Genomic DNA, 17416 nt, shown 5'->3' on the forward strand with positions numbered 1-17416 from the left:
TTAGGTTACGAGGGTCGCGAGCCGACGACCGGCGCGATGCCAGTCGGCGCGGCGGACGAGCAGGCCGAGGCCCGGCAGCAGCAGCACCAGGGTTGGCGGCAGCGGCACCGCGGCTGCGGCAATCGCGACATTGCCGATGGCGAACCAGTCCGCTTCGTCGAAATCGCCATCCTCCAACAGGAACTCAAGCACGACGGACTGGCCGGCGAAGGCGCCGATCGCGGCGCTGGCAGTGTCCTTGCCGGTTGGGGCACTCGTGTCGAAGGGGGGTTGGGGGAACAGGTCGATGTAGTTGGTGAAGCCCGCAAGCCACAACACCGCTTGGACGAAATCCGCTGGCGGGTCGGCGGCGGTCAGCGCCCATTGGTAGTCGAAGCTGAGTGTCTGGGCACTGGGGTCGAGATCGAAGGACTGGAACAGCGAGACCTCGAAGTTGACGGGGTCGTTCGCGAGCTTGGCGAAACCGCCGTTCATCAGCGTAAACTGGGGTCCGGTCGGCGGATCGACCAGACTCCGGTTAGAAGTCACGCTGTCGCGTACCGCGCCCGTCCAGCCCTCGAAGTTTGCAAAGGCGCCGTTGACGAATGGCCCGGCCCAGGCGGCTGACTGCGTCAGCCCCAGGCACAGCGCCACGGCTGATAAAAGATTGATTATGCTTCGCATCATCCTCACCAGGGTTGCGCTGCGCCACCGCAGCTGGGACTGCCGCAGCGGTCGAAAATGTTCCCTCCGGGCCTCTGCTTACAATTATTTACAGTAGTGGGCGTCGTATGTCAAACCATCACACTAGGATCATGGGCGGCCCGCCCGTCGCCACTGCTTCGCACCGGCTGAGGTCCGGCCTGTTCGCCGCGGTGTCGCTGCCTGCTGCACCGGAGGCCCGCAGGACGATCGCCACTGCGCCATGAGCACCATGGCGGGGCCGCCCTACGCATGGGTCCGGGCAAAGTCCAACATGCGCTGGATCGGGATCACGGCGGCTTGGCGCACGCCCTCGTCGATCGCGATCTCCTGATCCTGGGTGAGCAGGACGCGCTCCAGGCTTTGCAGCGCATTCATGGCCATCCAGGGGCAATGGGCGCAGCTCTCGCAGGTGGCGCCCTCACCGGCCGTTGGCGCCGCGATCAGGGTCTTGTGGGGGGCGAGCTGGTGCATCTTCCAGAAGATGCCCGCGTCGGTGGCGACGATGAACTCCTGGTTGGGCAGGTCCACCACGGCCCGGATCAACTGGGTGGTGGAACCCACCACATCGGCCTGGTCCACGACCTCGTCCGGGGCCTCCGGGTGCACCAGCACCGCCGCCTTGGGGTGCAGCCGGCGCACCCGCTCCAGGGCAAAGGACTTGAACTCCTCGTGGACGACACAGGCCCCGTCCCACAGCAGCATCTCGGCCCCGGTCTGCCGCTCGATATAGTGACCCAGGTGCCGGTCCGGCGCCCACAGGACCTTCTGTCCCTGTGCCTTCAGGTGCCTGACGATCGGCAGCGCGATGCTGGAGGTGACCACCCAGTCGGCCCGCGCCTTCACCCGGGCGCTGGTATTGGCATAGACCACTACGGTGTGGTCCGGGTGGGCGTCGCAGAAGGCGGCAAAGGCGTCCGCCGGGCAGCCCTCGTCCAGTGAACAGGTCGCCTTCAGGTCGGGCATAAGTACCCGCTTCTCGGGGTTTAAGATTTTGGCCGTCTCACCCATGAAGCGGACCCCGCAGACCACCAGGGTGCGGGCCTCGCTGGCCGCGCCGAAGCGGGCCATCTCCAGCGAATCGGCCACACAGCCGCCGGTCTCCTCGGCCAGGGATTGCAGGTCGCCGTCGGTGTAATAGTGGGCGACCAGGACGGCGCCCTGGGCGGCCAGCAGGGCGGCGATGCGCGCCTTGAGTGCGTCGGTCTCGCCCGCGCTCAACGCCGGCCACCGTGGGTGGGGCGGGACCGGGAGCGGGGGGCGGGGAGGCGCGGTGACGGGGGTGCTGCTCATGAAGTGGTGCTCGGCGGGGGCCGGTGGGTCCGGCAGGCATTGGAATAGGCCCATTATGCACCGACCCGTGGCTGCGGCTGAGCCCCGGGGAGGTCCGGACCACCACGGAGCGGCCGCGGGTACGCTGTGCTGGTCGTTGTCGTTGTCGTTGTCGTGATCGGATTGTTCGATTACGACAACGACAACGACGTCCAGTCCGTGAGAAGGTCCGGTCGCTGTAGGGTACGCATCGCATACCCGGCCCCAGAGGTTCCCGCGGCGGCATGGACCGGTGTCGGTCCCTGGCGGATAATAGGCCGCCGGCCTGGCGCCGGCGTTAGGTTTCCCAATCCGAATTCCGTCCATTGAGGATCACACGATCATGCAGACGAAAGAAGAGTATCTGGCGAAACTGAAGGTCCAACTCGACGAGTGGCAGGGCGACCTGGAGGTCCTGCGCGGCAAGGCGGAGACCGCCACCGAGGACGCCAAGGTCAAGATCCACGAGCAGATCGCCGAGCTGCGCGCCAAGTGGGACGAGGGTCATGCCCGGCGCGAGGAGATCAAGGACGCCGCCGACGACAAGTGGGAGGAATTCAAGGACGAGGCCGAGGCGAAGTGGGAGGAGTTCAAGGTCGGCGCCAAGGACTCCTTCGATAAGGTCAAATCCTACTTCAGCTGAGTCTGCCGTCAACCCCGCGGGTCCCGGCCAGCCGGGGCTCGCGCCCCGTAGCCCGTAGCCCGTAGCCCGTAGGATGGGTAGAGCGCAGCGAAACCCATCTCCCTCGCGGGACGGGGCATTCGCCCCGTCCCAAGCGCTTCTGCAATCGCCGATCCCAGGCGCAGGCCTGCGGGTCCGCAGAAAACCTGGCGGACGGGGCGAATGCCCCGTCCGACCCGCAAACCCATCCTGTGCGCCCCAGTTTACCGGTCCTCCAACAACTCCCGCCACGCCGGATGCCCGGCGATCAGCCCGAGCCCCCGCGCCAGCAGCGCTTTGCCCGGCTCCATCTTGAACCAGGTGGAGGCCCCGGACGGGTGGGGCAGTGGGATCAGGTCCGCCGTCGCCCCGCCCGCGCAGCGATAGGGCCATTGCTGACCCACCAGGCCGTCGAGCCGCGCCCCCGCGGGCAGTTGGTCCGCGAACTGGGCGATGGCCAGCTTGCCGACCGGGATGATGAGCCGCGGCCGGCTGATCGTCATCTCAGTGCGCCACCAGCCTGAGCAGTTCGCGACCTCGGGCCGATCCGGCACCCGGTCCCCGCCCTTGGGGTTCTTACCGGGAAAGCAGCGGCACACGGCGCTCATCAATACCCGCTCGCGCACCCGCGCCTCGTCCAGCCCGATCGAGGCGAACCAGCGAAACAGCGTCTTGCCCGCAGTCCAGCAAAAGGGTCGGCACTGTTCGATCTCCTTGGTGCCCGGTGCCTGGCCGATCATCATCACCGGCGAGGACACCGCCTGCCCATGCACCGGCGGGCCGAACATGCCGGGGCAGCGGCGGCAGCGCAGCAGGTCGCGGTAGAGGTCGGCGAGTTGACTCGACCGATCCGCCGCGCCCAGCAGAGCGCCCGCGTTCCCCCTGGTGACATCATCCATCGTAAGCTCCCGTCAAAGCCCTTCATCATAGCGCGCGGCGGAGCCTAACCGGCTTGCGCCGCGAGGGTGCGATCAGAACTGATGTGTTAACGCACATGTCGTAGGGTACGCATCGCGTACCCTACAGCTACAGCTCCCGGACGTTCTCACGGACCGGGCGTCGTTGTCGTTGTCGTAATCGTGGTCGGATTATTCGATTTCGACAACGACAACGACAACGACAGCGTACCCGGGGTCGCGGTCGCCACATCAGTTCTGTTCGCACCCCGCTCCCACAGCGTCGCTGCGCGACTGCGGGTCGGGGTGCTAGACTGGACTGCATGGCCGTCACTGCCCGTGGCAACATCTATGTCTCAGACCATCCTTGCCGAAGGGCGCCGGGGCCGACTGGACCGGGCGCCCGCTCCGCCGCCTGCCGGGCCCCCCTCCCAGGCCGGCCGCTGCTGCTCCGAGGAGGAGTACTGGAACACCTACTACCTCGAGTCCGACCGCCATTATGAATGGAACAACGGCCGCCTGGAGGAGAAGCCCGTGTCCGACTACGAAACCTTCCTGGTCTATCACTGGTTCATGCTGCTCCTGGACCACTTTCTGCGGACCCGGCCGATCGCCAAGCTCGTCGCCCTGGAGATGGGCTTCCGGCTGCCCCTGCCGACCGGCACCGTCATCCGCAGGCCGGACTTCGGCGTGGTGCGCAACGACAATCCCCAGCCGCTCCTGCCGCTGGAGGCGTCCTATCACGGCATCTTCGATCTCTGCATCGAGGCACTGTCGGATAAGAAGCGCGCCGACAGCGAGCGCGACACGGTGGTCAAGAAGGCCGAGTATGCCGCCGGGGGCGTCCCGGAGTATTACATCCTGCACCGCGAGCCCGGGCGTCAGGCCTTCTTCACCCGCACGGCCGCGGGGGTCTATGTCCCGCTCGCGCCCGCGCAGGGCCTGATCCACTCGCGCGTGCTGCCGGGTTTTGCGTTCCGCCTCACCGATCTCTGCCGCCGCCCCGACCACGAGACCCTGCGCGATGATCCCGTTTACCGCGCCTTCGTGGTGCCCGGCTGGCAGGAGGCCGAGCGGCGGGCCGCGGCCGAGGCCTGCGCCCGCGAAGCGGCCGAACGGCGGGCCGCGGCCGAGGGACAGGCCCGGGAGGCAGCCGAACGGCGGGCCCAGGCCGAAACCTCGCGCGCCGACACCGCGCAAGCCGCGTTGCGCCAGGCCGAAGCGCGCGCCCGGGCGGCCGAGGAGGCGCTCGTCCGCCTGCGGTCCCAATGACATCGTCCAGCGCAGCGTCGCGCCAAAGCCCCTCACCATAGCCCCCTCACCAAAGCGTGCATCGCAGCGTTGCCACCTCCCGGAGCCGCGATGCTCGCTCCCCAGTGTGCCCCCGCCGGGAAGTCAAGCGATGCACGCTAGCGATGCACGCTAGCGCTGTGCCTTCCCCCAGGTATCCTTGAGCCCCACGGTCAGATTGAAGACCGGCCGTTGTGGCGTGCCGTCCGCGTCGGCGACGAAGTAGCCCTCACGCTCGAACTGGCAGCGCTCCCCGGGGGCCACCCCGGCGAGCGAGGGCTCCACCAGGGCCTCGGTGAGCACGGTGAGTGAGTGCGGATTCAGATCGTCCAGGAAATTCCCGCCGCCCGCCCCCGGCACCGCGACACTGCACAGCCGGTCATAGAGCCGCACCTCGCAGGGCACCCCCAAGGCGGCGGCGACCCAGTGGATGACACCCTTGACCTTGCGCCCCTCCGGGTTGCGGCCCAGGGTGTCCAGGTCCGCGGTGGCGCGCAGCTCAATGACTTGCCCGTCGGCGTCCTTGATGACCCGCTCGCAGCGGATCACATAGGCGTTGCGCAGCCGCACCTCGCCCCCCGGGACCAGGCGCTTGAACCCCTTGGGCGGCTGCTCGGCGAAGTCGTTGCGGTCGATGACGATTTCGCGTGCGAAGGGGACCTGGCGCGTCCCCAGCTCCGCGATCTTGGGGTGGTTGTCGGCCGCCATCTCCTGGACCTCAGCCTCCGGGACGTTCTCGATGACGACCGTGAGCGGGCGCAGGACCGCCATGCGCCGGGGCACACTGGCGTCCAGGTCGTCGCGGATGGCGCTCTCCAGGAGCGCCATCTCCACCCGGTTGTCGGCCTTGGTCACCCCGATCCGCTCGCAGAAGTCGCGGATGGAGGCGGGGGTGTAGCCGCGGCGGCGCAGGCCGGCGATGGTCGGCATCCGCGGGTCATCCCAGCCGTTGACGTGCCCCTCGCTGACGAGTTGGGTCAGGAGCCGCTTGCTCATCACCGTGTATTCCAGATTCAGCCGGGAGAACTCGATCTGGCGCGGTTTGCAGGGGACCGAGACGTGGTCCACGCACCAGTCGTAGAGCGGGCGATGGTCCTCGAACTCGAGCGTGCAGATGGAGTGGGTGATGCACTCCAGGGCGTCGGAGATGGGGTGGGTGTAGTCGTAGGTCGGGTACAGACACCACTCGCTGCCGGTCTGGTGATGGATCACCCCGTGGCGGATGCGGTAGAGCACCGGGTCGCGCAGGTTGATGTTGGGGGAGGCCATGTCGATGCGGGCGCGCAGGCTGCGGGCGCCGTCCGGGAACTCACCGGCGCGCATGCGCGTGAACAGATCCAGGTTCTCCGCGATCGGGCGGTCGCGCCAGGGGCTCGCCCGGCCCGGCTCGGTCAGGGTGCCGCGGTGCTGCCGGACCTCCTCCGCGTCGAGATCACAGACGTAGGCGAGCCCCTTGCCGATCAGCTCGATCGCAAAGCCGTAGAGCTGCTCGAAATAGTCCGAGGCGAAATAGAGCCGGTCCCCCCAGTCGTACCCCAGCCAGCGCACGTCCGCCTGGATACTGTCGACGAACTCCTCGTCTTCCTTGCTCGGGTTGGTGTCATCGAAGCGCAGGTTGCAGGTCCCCGGGTAGTCCTGGGCCAGGCCGAAGTTCAGACAAATCGACTTGGCGTGCCCGATGTGCAGGTACCCGTTGGGCTCCGGTGGGAAACGGGTCGCGATGCGCTGGTGGCGGCCGGCGGCCAGGTCCTCCTCAATGATCTGACGGATGAAATTGCTGCGGGGTGAATCGACGGGGTCAGTCATGATGCTCGCGGTCCGCGGGGGGAGGGGAGGGCCAAGGGGTAGTCCGGTGGACCTGTAGGCTGCCATTCTAACGCCCCGGGGCACAACGTGGGTAAGCGCGGGGCAATCCCATGGAATCCAGTGCGGCCGGCGCGACTTTGCTAGAGTAGCCGGGCGGCCGCACCGGCCGCGACCGATGATCCGGGAGGCTCCCATGCTCGTGACCTTTGAAACCCAGGCCCATGCCAACATCACCATGTTCGGCGAGGTGGCGGTCACCCTGCTGAAGCTCATGGGCTTGAGCGGCACCGTGCCCGGGGCCCTGCTGGCGGCCGACGTGCCGGCCGCCCTGGAGCGGCTGCGCCAGGCCGTCGCCGAGCAGTCGGACGTACCGCTCGACCCCGCGCGCGAGCCCGCCGCCAAGGACACCGGGGAGGAGCGCCATGTGAGCCTGGGCCACCGCGCCCTGCCGCTGATCAAACTCCTGGAAGACGCCGCGGCGGCCGGTCAGAACGTGATGTGGGACAACCCGTAGGGCGGATGCCCGCAGGGAGCGGTGATCCTAAGAAGAGCATTTAGCCGCAAATCAACGCAAATAAGCGCAAATAAATCTGCTGGTTAGCATCGTCGCGGGCGTCACCCGGACGGTGAACACGCAGTAAAGGCCAAGTCTCTGATTATTTCCGTCAATTTGCGTTCATTTGCGGCTAAACTGCTTTTTCTGTGGTGATCCGCCCCAAGGAGGCACCCCCCCATGCGCAACCAGGTCTTCATCAGCTACCGCCAGGAGACCCCCCAGCACGCCCAGGCGGTCCGGCGCCTGGGCGAACTCCTGCGTCAGGCCGGGTTGGCCGTGGCGCTGGATCAGTTCCTGCTGGAAGACCAGCCCGGCGGACCGGACCAGGGCTGGCCCAAGTGGTGCGAGGACTGCGCCCGCGACTGCGCCTGCGTGCTGGTCATCGCCTCCGCCGGTTGGTTTACCGCCTATGAGGCATCAGGCCCGCGCGGGTCTGGCCGCGGGTCGGCCGCGGAGGCGCGGCTGTTGCGGCAATACCTCTACGACGAGCCGGGCCGCAACGCCCGCATCCGCCTGGTCCTTCTCGACGACCTGGACCCGGAGGCGGTCCCGGCGGGGCTGCGCGCCTGGCATCGGTTCCGGCCGTTTGCGAGCGACACCGAGCGGGGGCAACTGGTCCGGTGGGCGGCGCAATGCCTCGCGGCCCCGGTCGCGCCTGACCCGAACCCGGCGCCGGCGACTCCAAACGCGGCGACGCCATCGACCCCATCGACCGCGAGGCCAGCCATGGACGCCGCGGCCTGGGAGCGACAGCGCTCGCCGCTGCGCGACCTGCTGGTGGCCCTGCCCGATTGGGACCTGCTGGCGGTCCGGCGGGGGTTCGTGGCCGCGGCCTTGGGCGAGCACCCCGCCGCGCGACTCACCTGGGAAGGCGACGGCTTCACCGTGGCCGGCGAACTCGTGTCGAAACTCAAGTATTACAGCGCGGCCCCCTTGCCCGACGTCCGCCATGCCGTCTGCGCCCTGTTGGCCGAGGCCCGCACGCGCAAGTGGGACCAGGCCCCGGCGATTGGTGACGCGGTGCGGCGGCTCGCGGCCGCGTTCGGGTGCGAATTGAACGCCGACGCGGCCGGGGCCGGCAATGGAATCGAGTAACGGCAGCACCGCTGGGGACGCAATGCGCACCGCCCTGCGCGACCTGTTGGTGAAACTTCCGGCCTGCTCGCCTACGACTGGGGCCGCGACCGCGAGCGCGCCCGCCTCTTCTTCGGCCGCGAGGAGGAGACCGCGGCCCTCATCGAGACCCTGCGCGACCTGGCCCCCGGCAACCTGCTGGTGGTCTCCGGCCCCTCCGGGTCCGGCAAGTCGTCACTGGTCAAGGCCGGACTCTGGCGCGCCCTGAACGAACCGCCGGACGGGAAGGATCCCATCGCCGGCTGTCGCGACTGGGCCATCAGCGCCATGACCCCGAATTTCCACGGCAACGCCTTTTTCAGCCTGGTCCAGAGCGCCCACGACTGCGGGCCGAGCGCGGCTTTCGCGTCCTGGCCGATGAGATCGGCCTGGAACGCGCCGCGGCCGAGACCCTGGCGCGAACGTCGCCTGGATGGAGGCCATGGCCTATTGCCGCTGGCTGACCGCCCGCTACCTGGCGGCGGGTATGATCGACGCGCGCTCGGTCATCCGCCTGCCCACCGAGGCCGAGTGGGAACGCGCCGCCCGGGGCACGCGGGCGCACCTCTATCCCTCGGGGGAGGACTACCGCAAGGGCTACGCCAATATCGACGAGACGCCCGCGGACCCGGATGGGCTCTGTCTGCGCGAGACCACCGCCGTGGGACTCTACCCCCGCGACGCCTCCCCGGACGGCCTGCTCGACTGCGCGGGTAATGTCTCGGAGTGGTGCCTCAACAAATTCGCGGACCCGGACGATACTGACACGACCGGTGATGCAGGCCGTTCTTTGCGCGGCGGGTCTTGGTACTACAGTCCAGCCGTCGCGCGCGCGGTCGGCCGCAACTGGAACATCCCAGTCAACCGCAACTACTCCGTTGGCTTTCGTCTGATGTGTACGTGCCCCATTCCTCTGACCACTGATCCACTGATCCACTGATCCACTGAACACTGATCTTCTGCTCACTGGCCGCCGCCTCGGGCAGGTCGAGGCCCACCGCGAAAGGCAGGCCGCCACCCGGTGGGAGCGGCTTCAGCCGCGACGCGACCTCGCGAGCCGCTGCGGCCTCGTCGCGGCTGAAGCCGCTCCCACAGCGTCGCTGCGCGACCTTCACCCCAGAAAGAGCAGTTCTCTCACAGAGACACAAAGATCACATAGATTTTCAACACGATATGTCGGTCGATGAGGTCGGCCTTGATCATAATCCCGGCCAAGCCGCACCAGCGAGCGCACGCGCTTAAGCCCGCTCGGATGCTGGGAGCGCCGCACCCCAGTGTGGCGCGGCCTCGCGAGCGACCGCAGCGTTGCGTTCTGCGGATAGGCCGCGCCGCACTGGGGTGCGGCGGTCCCAGTAGCCGCTGCGGCTCAACTCAATGGCAGTTCGTCGTTCGTAGCCTGGATGGAGCGCAGCGCAATCCAGGTCCCCGCGGCGGCCGTGATCATAACTCCGGCCACACGCCCTTGCGGCAACCCGTCGCGGCCTGGGGGCCGCTCCTACGGCGTAGGAGCGGCCCCCAGGCCGCGACAGATGTCACCCTCGAGGTGGCCGGAATAATGACCAAGGTCCCCGCGGCAACCCGCTGATTCCTCATGTATCTGCGAGGCCGGCCCCGGATTGCGCTGCGCTCCATCCGGGCTACGGGGGCGTGCTGAGGTCATTATCGGTATCGACGAACAGGCCCGGTTTCATCGTGACCGGGCGCCCAGGTATTCGTCGTGCGCAAACGAACCGTCAGGGCGGGCCGACACGACACCGATCAGGTCGTCGAACACACCCGGGTCCAGTTCCCTCTTGTCCGGTTGCTCTTCGTCCAACAGGGTGACGATCGCTCGGGCCCGCTTCACGCGCGGTATCTGTTCGAGCAGGGTCACCTTGCCGTCTTCATAGATCGCATTGACCGATAACATGCTGTACTCCGCCGATTGATCTGCATCCGCAAGGCGCCCGGGATTGAAATCCAGGCGGCGCCGGTTTGTAAAGGCCTCAGCCATCCAGGCGCCGGCCTTCGGTCAAGGCGCGATACAACAGCGACGAGCGTACCGGGTTGATCCGTTCAAGTTCGGCCCGGGTGCGCACGCGGATATCGCAGGGCACGGCAAGCCCCCGCAAGGCCCGGTGTGCGCGCACGGCACGCCGGTGGGGCGACTCGTCCGAATCGGCGAGAATGACCAGCAGATCGAGGTCGCTGTCCGCCGTCGGGGTACGCCAGGCATGGGAGCCGAACAGGATGATCTGCTCCGGAGCGAGGGCCGCGCTGATCCGTCCGGCGATCTCATCGAGCGTCTGCGGTGTCGGGAGGCTGTCCATCATGATCCCCGGTGGCGGGGGTGCGGCCTCCGAATAATGTGCCTAACCGTAGCACTCAGCCCCAAACTGGTCGATCTTCTGCCAGAACTGTGCCCATCGTCCGGTGGTCTGCGTCAGTGCGCGTAGGCTGAGCACAATCTTGGCCCCTTTGTTCTTCCAGCGCATCCCGGAGGCACATAGCCGTTGCTTGACCAAGGTCTTGCAGGCGGCCTCGGTGACGCCCGATCCGATCGGCAGTCCCGCGGCGACGAAGCCCGGGTAGTCCATTTGATGGCGATGGTTGGTGAAGTAGGTCCAAGCGCTGAGAACGTCGTCGCGCAGCGTCTGCGAGAGGGTGTGCCGCTGCGACAGGCGCGCGGCCTCGCCGATGAGCAGGTCAAGGGCGGCGGGGTCGTGCTTGAGCGTCGTGCAGTGCGCGCTCTGCCACTGCGCGCGCGGGCCCTCGGCGTGGCGCTGCGGATGGGTCGCTTGGGCGATTTTGCCCACGTATTCCGTTGCATGGAAAAAATCGATCAACTGGCGGTCGGTGTGTTGCTCGAGGAACCGCCAGTTGCTTGCCGCCCCGTCGGCGATGCCCAGGTACAGTGCCTCGGGGAGGTGCCGCTTGACGCGTTGGATCTCGCGCTCCATGCGTTGCCGGAACTCCTGCTTGCCGTACTCGGGTGCCGCAGCGAGGTAGATGGTGTGCTGGCGCTCGCCCTCGCCGTCGTAAAGCGAGAGGGTTCCGACCATGGCTTCGCGCCAGCCCGCACTGTCGGCCATGGGGATCATGGCGCCGTCGAGGCTGACCACGACGGTCGCGATGGGCGTCTCAAGCGCCGGCATCGCGTACTCCCAGTCCTCCTCTTTGGCCGTGGCGATGGTGCCTACCCACTCCGCAACATTTTGAATATACGAGGTAGCGATCGTCCGACCGTGGTTCTGCTCAAGGTCAGTCTGCACCGCGCGCACGTTGAGCTGCGCATACTTGTGGCTGAGTTGACTGGCGAATCGGGGGGTCGCCCCGCGCACGATCCGCGCCTGGTGCTCGAGCGGACAGTAGATCCGCCCGCCGCGCGAGCTTTGGTAGACATAACGCTCGACCTCGACCGGCCCGTAAGGCGTCTGGTACTCCTTCGGATCGCGCCCGCGCGCGGTCAGCTTGATCGCGCCGACACGGATCGCACTGCCGTCGGTGTCGAAACGCTGCAGCGCCTCCTCGGTGGCGCAGCGCCCCACCGCGTTGGTGGCCTCCTGGATGGCTCCTTCCATGTCCAGCAGGCTACCGCTGAGCCGCACCGTTACCTCGACCGTCACCTCGTCACCCGAGATCCTGACTACCTTCGCCACGACTGCACCTTCTCGTCTAGTCACAGAAGGTTACGAAATACTCCTCAAAGGCACATCATGTCAAGGCCGCACCCGGTGGCGGAGGGTTGAAGTTCTGGGACCGGTCCGCCGACGGGCGGTGATTCGGCAATTCGGTCCGCTTGCGCGGACGTGACGGTTAGGATTGTGCCTCTATTCGGGTCGGCAACGGTACCCGGACGGCCGGCGCCTCACCGGCTCGGGCGTTGCGCACCGGCGGTCGAGGCGCTACCGTGAAAGTCAGGCCGGGACCCGGTGGGAGCGGCTTCAGCCGCGACTGGGCCGCGACGGCTTGCGCCGCCGCGTCGCGGCTGAAGCCGCTCCCACAGCGTCGCTGCGCGACCCTCACGGTTGAGCCGCTCCCACGCGCGCCTTGCAGCCAGTCCGGCCCGGCCTGGGAGCGCCGCACCCCAGTGCGGCGCGCTCTCGCGGATAACTCCGGCGGTGCGGGCTGGGCCGAGGCCGCGCCGCACTGGGGTGCGGCGCTCCCAGTAGCCGCGGCGGCTTGACGCAATGGCAGTGACGCCGGCGGGTGGGAACGAGAAGCGGTCGAGGCCCTTGACCGAGCGCGTCCCGGGCTGTAATAGCATAAAAAAATTATGAATTGGCGCGCGGCGGCGCTTCGCGCCGCGACGACCGCCGCCGGGGGCGGCGGTCGTGAGTGAGCAGAAGGTCAGTGATCAGTGTTCAGTGGTTCAGTGGTCAGAGGAATGGGGCACGCACACACCAGACGAAAGCCCACGGAGAGGTTGCGGAAGCCTGGGTCGCTCCGGGGGCGGAAGACCGCGCGCGCGAGGGCTGGATCGTAGCGCCAAGACCCGCCGCGCAAAGAACGGCCTGCCTTGCCCGAGGTATCGGTGTCCTCCGGGGTGTCGAATTTGTTGAGGCACCACTCCCAGACATTGCCGGCGCAGTCGAGCAGCCCTGATGGGGAGACGCCCTGGGGGTAAAGACCGACCGCGGTGGTCTGCCCCAGGTGGTGTGGACCGTCTTTACGGGAAGTCTCATCAACATTGGCATGGCCGACCCGGTACCCGTCGCCCCAGGGGTATTCCCGCCCGGTCCCGGCGCGCACGGCCCCTTCCCACTCCACCTCGGTCGGCAGGCGGATCTGATCCCCGGCCGCGATCAGGCCCGCCGCCCGGCAGCGGGCGGTGAGCCAGCGGCAATAGGCCATGGCCTCGACCCAGGCGACCCAGACGCGCGGTCGGTTGGGCTGGGTCCAGGGGGCCGGCAGCGGATCGGGCGCCTTGATGCCCCGCCACCACTGCGGGCTTCCGTAGTCCGGGGCCTGGGCGAAGGCCAGGTACTGGGCGTTAGTCACCGGGTAACGGGCGATGCGCTCGACCCGGCCGATGGCACCGCGTCCGGCGCCCCTGAGCGCACGGCCGATCCGCGCCAGGAGACCGGGGGTGCGCCGGCCCGCGGAGACGCCGCCCGGCGTCTGCCACGCGGGGGTCCCCGGCGCGACCGGCACCCAGTCGATCGCCGGCAGTCCGTCCGGGCCCAGCCCGACACCGGGCCGGTCGTCGCCCAGCGCGGCCAGCAGGTCGCCGATCCCGAGCCGGCGGCGGTGCTAGCTCAGGGCGTCCTCATGGCCCAGCAGGACGAGCACCTCGGTGAGCCCGGCGCGCAGCCAGGCGGCCAACTCCGGCACTTGCCCCAAGGCCCAGTGGCCCAGGGCCTCGCTGGTCTCCCAGGTCCGCCCGGGCCTGGTCAGGTCCGCCAACAGGGGCAGCGCCGCCAAGGCCCCGGCCTGCCCATGGCGGCGAAAGGCCTCCAGCGTCAGACCGCCCAGGTCCGCCGGGTCGTCCTGGGCGAGGAACCAGGCGATGCGCTCCTCCCGGCGCAGGTCATCCCAGAGCCCGGCGGCGGCGAGCCGGGCGCGGACCTCGGCCAGCAGTTCCGGGTGGGGCAGCAGGTGGTCCGGGCGACCGCGCTCGTCCCAGCGGGCGGCGTCGCGGCGCACCTCGTCGCGGCGGATCAGGGCCTCGCGCCGGGTGCGGATCCAGACCGCCAGGCGCGGCCATTCGCGCAGCAGGGCCTCGTGGGCGACCTCCACCGTCGCCTGGCCGCCCTGTTCGCCGCAGACCAGCAGGCGCACGGCGTCGCGGGAGAAGACCTCGATCAGGCGGCGCTCGCTGCCCTGCGGCGGCCACCGGTCGAGCGGTACCCGGCGGCGGGTGGCGGCCCCGGTCTCCGCGTCCACATGGATCAACTGGCCGAAGACCCGCGGCAGGGCCGCGCGCCCCTGCGGCCACAGGAGCGCCAGGCCGCGCCGACCGCGCCGGCTGAGGACACCCTTGATACCGCCGACGGCCCGGGCATAGTGGTCGAGCCGCAGGGTCCCCTCGTCCTGGCCGGCGAGCCAGGTGTCCTGCAGGGCCGCGGCCAGTAGCGCCAGGCCGCCGGGCTCGCGGTCCGCCTCGGACACCAGTTGGGCGGTCAGGGCCGGTTCGACGGCGAGGCCGACCGCCTGGGCCGGGCCCTCGATCATGCGCGCCAGGGCGAGCGGCCCCGGGGCGCCGACATAATAGCTCCCGCCGCCGTTGAGCACCGCGCACAGCCCGGGGTGGGCGATGACCTGGGGCTGGAAGTCCGCCCGGAGGGTGGCGATGACCCGGCAGCCCGGTTCGGCCGCGGCGCGCAGCAGCAGGGCGATGAAGGCGTCGCGGTGGGCCTCGGCCCCCGGGGTGAAGACCTCCTCGAACTGGTCCAGGATCAACAGCCAGGCGGGGCGGCCGTTCAGCAGCCGGTGCAGGAAGCCGGGGAAGGCGGCCGGGTCGGTGCGCAGCCGCTCGGCCTCCTCCCGCGCGCGCAGGCGCCCGTCCTGCCAGTGGCCGGCGACGCTATTGACCAGGTCTCCGGTTCACGGCCGAAAAAGAGTTCGGCCAGGCCCGGGTCCCGGCCCCAGTCGTAGGCCATGAGACTGGGGTAGGGGGAACCCGCGCGCGTGACCCGGGGCGGCGGGTCGCAGCCGAAGAAGCGGGCCAGGACGGCGCCGCGCGCGGCCGTGTCGGGGTTGCCGTGCTCCCCGCGGGTGCGCAGTTCGCGGAGCAGGGCGCAGACGGGGTGGGTGCCGGTGGCGAGCGCCGCGTAGCCGTGATGCTGAAGGCGCGTCACCAGTTCACAGGCGACGGTCAGGGGCTGACCGTCATGCCGGAAGTCGGCCAGCGCCGGGTGGCCCGCCAGGGCGAACTCCAGCAAGGCGCGCCGGTCGCGCTCCTGCTGCCAGAGCGGGAGGCGCGCCAGCAGGTCGCGCAGGGTCTCGGCCACCGGCAGGTCGGCGTGGCCCTGGCTAGGCATGGTCGCGGCGGGTCATTGGCTCGGGATCACAGGGGGGAATCCAAGGCGTCGGCACCCGGGGAGTCTAAGGCTGCAACCCCATCGGAGTCCAAGGCTTCAGCCTTGGGGGGGTGAGCGAGGTCGAGGCTTACCGTGAAAGTCGCGCAGCGACGCTGTGGGAGCGGCTTCAGCCGCGACGCGACCGCGCAAGCCGCCGCGGCCTCGTCGGGGCTGAAGCCGCTCCCACGCACGCCTGGCGCTGTGTCGGAGGCAAAACTGGTGTAGATTCACGCGGCACCCGCGGTCGGCTCAACCCGACCGGCTGAAGCCTCGACCTCCGGTCCATCTGCGGCAGTGTCCGGGGGCCGGGCCTGCACCAGCCCGCGCGCCTGCCGCCGACCGCACCCAACACCAGGCCACCCGCGCCAGGAGCCCCATGCAGCAGATCACGCAACCCCGTCTCGCCTCCACCCCAGCGCGGTCGGCCGGACCGTCCGTCGCCGCCCTGGTCGCCTTGCTCATCGCCCACCCGGGAGTCGCCATGGCCGCCGCCGACACCAACGTGAAACCCCAGGAACAGCGCATCGACGACTCGGCCCAACGCGCCCTGGCCGTGACCATCTACAACGAGGACCTGGCCCTGGTGAAGGACCTGCGCGCCCTCACCCTGACCCAGGGCGAGAACCGGCTCGCCTGGCGCAGTGTCTCGGCCCAGATCCGCCCCGAGACCGCCCTGTTGTCGGAGACCTCCGGGGCCCTGCCGATCGGCCTCTTGGAGCAGAACTTCGACTTCGACCTGCTCACCCCGACGAGCCTGCTCAAGAAATACCTGGGGCGCAAGGTCCAGGTGATCCGTGCCAACGACGCGGGGGAGCGCACCACGGAGGACGCCACCGTCCTCGCCGCCAACGACGGCGTGGTGCTGCGCTATGCCGACCGCATCGAGACCGGCGTGGTCGGGCACCTGGCCTTCCCCGACCTGCCCGCGGACCTGCGCGACCAGCCCACGCTGGTCCTGCACCTGGAGTCGGAGAAGGCCGGCAGCGGCAACTTCGAGCTGTCCTATCTGACCGGCGGCCTGGGCTGGAGGGCCGACTATGTGGCCGACCTGGCGGCCGACGGCAAGAGCATGGATCTCAGCGGCTGGGTGACCCTGACCAACGCCAGCGGGGTGGCCTATCGGCGCGCGCAGGTGCAACTGGTGGCGGGGGAGGTCAACCAGGTCCAGCCGCTCCCGCAGGCCAGGATGATGCGGGCGGACATGGCGATGGCGGCCCCGGCCCCGATGCCGCAGGAGGAGGCCCTGGACCAATACCACCTCTATACCCTGCCGCGCCCCACCGACATCGGCAACAACCAGACCAAGCAGGTGGCGCTGCTCTCGGCCCCGCTGGTGCCGGTGACGCGCGAGCTGTTGGTGCGGGGCCAGCCCTATTTCTATCAGGCGCAGTCCAGCGACGGCTGGACCAAGCTCGCGGTCGCCTCCACCATGGGTTTCCTCAATAAGGGCGGCAGCCTGGGTATTCCCCTGCCCAAGGGCGTGGTGCGCGTCTATTCCAAGGACAGCCGCGGCAATGCCCAGTTCATCGGTGAAGACGCGATCGACCACACCCCCAAGAACGAGACCGTCACCCTCAAGCTGGGCGAGAGCTTCGACGTCACCGCCCGGCGCAAGCAGACCGAATTCAACAAGCTCTCGGGTACCGGCCCCTACAACTATGCCTATGAGGCGTCCTTCGCCATGGAGTTGAAGAACGCCAAGTCCGACCCGGTGACCGTCAAGGTGCTGGAGGAGATCCCCGGCGACTGGAAGATCGTCCAGGAGAGCCAGCCCCACACCAAAGAGGCGTCGAATCTCGCCTCCTGGCAGGTCCAGGTCCCGGCCGAGGGGGCGGTCAGTCTCACCTGGCGGACGCAGGTGCGGCGCTGAGTCGCTGTCCTTCGTTCCCAGGCGCCGAGACTCCCGTAGGATGGGCAGAGCGCAGCGATGCCCATCATCCGCCGCCGCGGTGACAGGATGGGCATCGTTCAGCCTTGGAGCCCGCCAAGGCTGAAGCCTTGGACTCCGGGCGGGACGGGGCATTCGCCCCGTCCCAGCGGTTTATTGCGTCGTCGGTCAGTGCGGCGGGTCCGCAAGTCCGGGGAAAACGTTTCGGACGGG

16 protein-coding genes and 1 pseudogene are annotated in these 17416 nt (G+C 68.9%); 7 read left to right on the forward strand and 10 right to left on the reverse strand.

Annotated features, from left to right (window positions below):
* Together THSYN_RS13715 and nadA are read right to left on the reverse strand one after the other, a co-directional pair.
* Positions 1–666: a hypothetical protein gene (locus THSYN_RS13715; protein WP_157817654.1), complete on the reverse strand. Its 666-nt coding sequence runs from the start codon at positions 664–666 to the stop codon at positions 1–3.
* A 261-nt stretch (positions 667–927) separates the two neighbouring features.
* Positions 928–1974 carry a quinolinate synthase NadA gene (gene nadA, locus THSYN_RS13720; protein ID WP_100919646.1) on the reverse strand — a complete coding sequence of 349 codons (1047 nt, stop codon included), beginning with the start codon at positions 1972–1974 and terminating at the stop codon, positions 928–930.
* A 361-nt stretch (positions 1975–2335) separates the two neighbouring features.
* Here nadA and THSYN_RS13725 point away from each other — a divergent pair, with 361 nt between their 5' ends.
* Positions 2336–2635: a sll1863 family stress response protein gene (locus tag THSYN_RS13725; RefSeq protein ID WP_100919647.1), complete on the forward strand. Its 300-nt coding sequence runs from the start codon at positions 2336–2338 to the stop codon at positions 2633–2635.
* A 242-nt stretch (positions 2636–2877) separates the two neighbouring features.
* On the opposite strand, the gene THSYN_RS13730 is transcribed toward THSYN_RS13725, so the two are convergent.
* A complete protein-coding gene (locus THSYN_RS13730) occupies positions 2878–3552 on the reverse strand; it encodes a uracil-DNA glycosylase (protein ID WP_216644758.1) in 675 nt (224 codons plus the stop codon).
* A gap of 348 nt (positions 3553–3900) precedes the next feature.
* Between THSYN_RS13730 and THSYN_RS13735 the strand changes: the two genes are divergently transcribed.
* Entirely contained in the window at positions 3901–4821 is a 921-nt protein-coding gene (locus tag THSYN_RS13735) for a Uma2 family endonuclease (RefSeq protein WP_100919648.1), read from the forward strand.
* Positions 4822–4971: 150 nt separating this feature from the next.
* Here the strand turns inward: THSYN_RS13735 and THSYN_RS13740 are convergent, their stop codons facing one another.
* The gene (locus THSYN_RS13740) at positions 4972–6645 is read right to left on the reverse strand and encodes a glutamine--tRNA ligase/YqeY domain fusion protein (protein WP_100919649.1); all 1674 of its coding nucleotides are present in this window, start codon (positions 6643–6645) and stop codon (positions 4972–4974) included.
* Positions 6646–6838: 193 nt separating this feature from the next.
* On the opposite strand from THSYN_RS13740, the gene THSYN_RS13745 reads away from it, so the two are divergent.
* The 4 genes and pseudogenes from THSYN_RS13745 to THSYN_RS13760 all read left to right on the forward strand — a co-directional run bounded on the left by THSYN_RS13745 (position 6839) and on the right by THSYN_RS13760 (position 9254).
* Positions 6839–7159: a DUF1840 domain-containing protein gene (locus THSYN_RS13745; RefSeq protein ID WP_100919650.1), complete on the forward strand. Its 321-nt coding sequence runs from the start codon at positions 6839–6841 to the stop codon at positions 7157–7159.
* A 219-nt stretch (positions 7160–7378) separates the two neighbouring features.
* Positions 7379–8296 (forward strand): TIR domain-containing protein, encoded by a 918-nt coding sequence (locus THSYN_RS13750; protein WP_100919651.1) that lies wholly within the window; start codon positions 7379–7381, stop codon positions 8294–8296.
* 150 nt (positions 8297–8446) lie between these two features.
* A pseudogene (locus THSYN_RS37280) lies at positions 8447–8560 on the forward strand (nSTAND1 domain-containing NTPase); the annotation flags it as partial.
* A 196-nt stretch (positions 8561–8756) separates the two neighbouring features.
* On the forward strand, positions 8757–9254 hold the full coding sequence (locus THSYN_RS13760) for a formylglycine-generating enzyme family protein (protein ID WP_236848897.1): 498 nt from the start codon (positions 8757–8759) through the stop codon (positions 9252–9254).
* Between the two features lie 747 nt (positions 9255–10001).
* Here THSYN_RS13760 and THSYN_RS13765 read toward each other — a convergent pair.
* The 6 genes from THSYN_RS13765 to THSYN_RS13790 all read right to left on the reverse strand — a co-directional run bounded on the left by THSYN_RS13765 (position 10002) and on the right by THSYN_RS13790 (position 15276).
* Positions 10002–10307: a hypothetical protein gene (locus THSYN_RS13765; RefSeq protein ID WP_100919654.1), complete on the reverse strand. Its 306-nt coding sequence runs from the start codon at positions 10305–10307 to the stop codon at positions 10002–10004.
* Complete coding sequence (locus THSYN_RS13770; RefSeq protein WP_216644759.1) at positions 10300–10626, reverse strand: nucleotidyltransferase domain-containing protein; 327 nt, start codon at positions 10624–10626, stop codon at positions 10300–10302. The genes THSYN_RS13765 and THSYN_RS13770 overlap by 8 nt, the downstream gene beginning before the upstream one ends.
* 39 nt (positions 10627–10665) lie before the next feature.
* Positions 10666–11952 carry an ISKra4 family transposase gene (locus THSYN_RS13775; RefSeq protein WP_100917720.1) on the reverse strand — a complete coding sequence of 429 codons (1287 nt, stop codon included), beginning with the start codon at positions 11950–11952 and terminating at the stop codon, positions 10666–10668.
* 691 nt (positions 11953–12643) lie between these two features.
* The gene (locus tag THSYN_RS13780; protein WP_157817655.1) at positions 12644–13447 is read right to left on the reverse strand and encodes a formylglycine-generating enzyme family protein; all 804 of its coding nucleotides are present in this window, start codon (positions 13445–13447) and stop codon (positions 12644–12646) included.
* A 99-nt stretch (positions 13448–13546) separates the two neighbouring features.
* Positions 13547–14830 carry an nSTAND1 domain-containing NTPase gene (locus THSYN_RS13785; protein WP_335582516.1) on the reverse strand — a complete coding sequence of 428 codons (1284 nt, stop codon included), beginning with the start codon at positions 14828–14830 and terminating at the stop codon, positions 13547–13549.
* Positions 14716–15276 carry a hypothetical protein gene (locus THSYN_RS13790; RefSeq protein ID WP_100919657.1) on the reverse strand — a complete coding sequence of 187 codons (561 nt, stop codon included), beginning with the start codon at positions 15274–15276 and terminating at the stop codon, positions 14716–14718. Before THSYN_RS13790 ends, THSYN_RS13785 begins: the two co-directional genes overlap by 115 nt.
* A 415-nt stretch (positions 15277–15691) precedes the next feature.
* On the opposite strand from THSYN_RS13790, the gene THSYN_RS13795 reads away from it, so the two are divergent.
* Complete coding sequence (locus tag THSYN_RS13795) at positions 15692–17185, forward strand: DUF4139 domain-containing protein (RefSeq protein ID WP_100919658.1); 1494 nt, start codon at positions 15692–15694, stop codon at positions 17183–17185.
* Positions 17186–17416 lie beyond the last annotated feature (231 nt).

It is taken from the genome of Candidatus Thiodictyon syntrophicum (assembly GCF_002813775.1).
Taxonomy (GTDB): domain Bacteria; phylum Pseudomonadota; class Gammaproteobacteria; order Chromatiales; family Chromatiaceae; genus Thiodictyon; species Thiodictyon syntrophicum.

Bases quoted from the DNA above. Each gene is read 5' to 3' on its own strand.
- THSYN_RS13745 (WP_100919650.1), top strand. From the start codon at position 6,839: ATGCTCGTGACCTTTGAAACCCAGGCCCATGCCAACATCACCATGTTC.
- THSYN_RS13730 (WP_216644758.1), bottom strand. From the start codon at position 3,552: ATGGATGATGTCACCAGGGGGAACGCGGGCGCTCTGCTGGGCGCGGCG.
- THSYN_RS13750 (WP_100919651.1), top strand. From the start codon at position 7,379: ATGCGCAACCAGGTCTTCATCAGCTACCGCCAGGAGACCCCCCAGCAC.
- THSYN_RS13770 (WP_216644759.1), bottom strand. From the start codon at position 10,626: ATGATGGACAGCCTCCCGACACCGCAGACGCTCGATGAGATCGCCGGA.
- THSYN_RS13790 (WP_100919657.1), bottom strand. From the start codon at position 15,276: ATGCCTAGCCAGGGCCACGCCGACCTGCCGGTGGCCGAGACCCTGCGC.
- THSYN_RS13765 (WP_100919654.1), bottom strand. From the start codon at position 10,307: ATGGCTGAGGCCTTTACAAACCGGCGCCGCCTGGATTTCAATCCCGGG.
- THSYN_RS13715 (WP_157817654.1), bottom strand. From the start codon at position 666: ATGATGCGAAGCATAATCAATCTTTTATCAGCCGTGGCGCTGTGCCTG.
- nadA (WP_100919646.1), bottom strand. From the start codon at position 1,974: ATGAGCAGCACCCCCGTCACCGCGCCTCCCCGCCCCCCGCTCCCGGTC.
- THSYN_RS13760 (WP_236848897.1), top strand. From the start codon at position 8,757: ATGGCCTATTGCCGCTGGCTGACCGCCCGCTACCTGGCGGCGGGTATG.
- THSYN_RS13740 (WP_100919649.1), bottom strand. From the start codon at position 6,645: ATGACTGACCCCGTCGATTCACCCCGCAGCAATTTCATCCGTCAGATC.
- THSYN_RS13795 (WP_100919658.1), top strand. From the start codon at position 15,692: ATGCAGCAGATCACGCAACCCCGTCTCGCCTCCACCCCAGCGCGGTCG.
- THSYN_RS13735 (WP_100919648.1), top strand. From the start codon at position 3,901: ATGTCTCAGACCATCCTTGCCGAAGGGCGCCGGGGCCGACTGGACCGG.
- THSYN_RS13725 (WP_100919647.1), top strand. From the start codon at position 2,336: ATGCAGACGAAAGAAGAGTATCTGGCGAAACTGAAGGTCCAACTCGAC.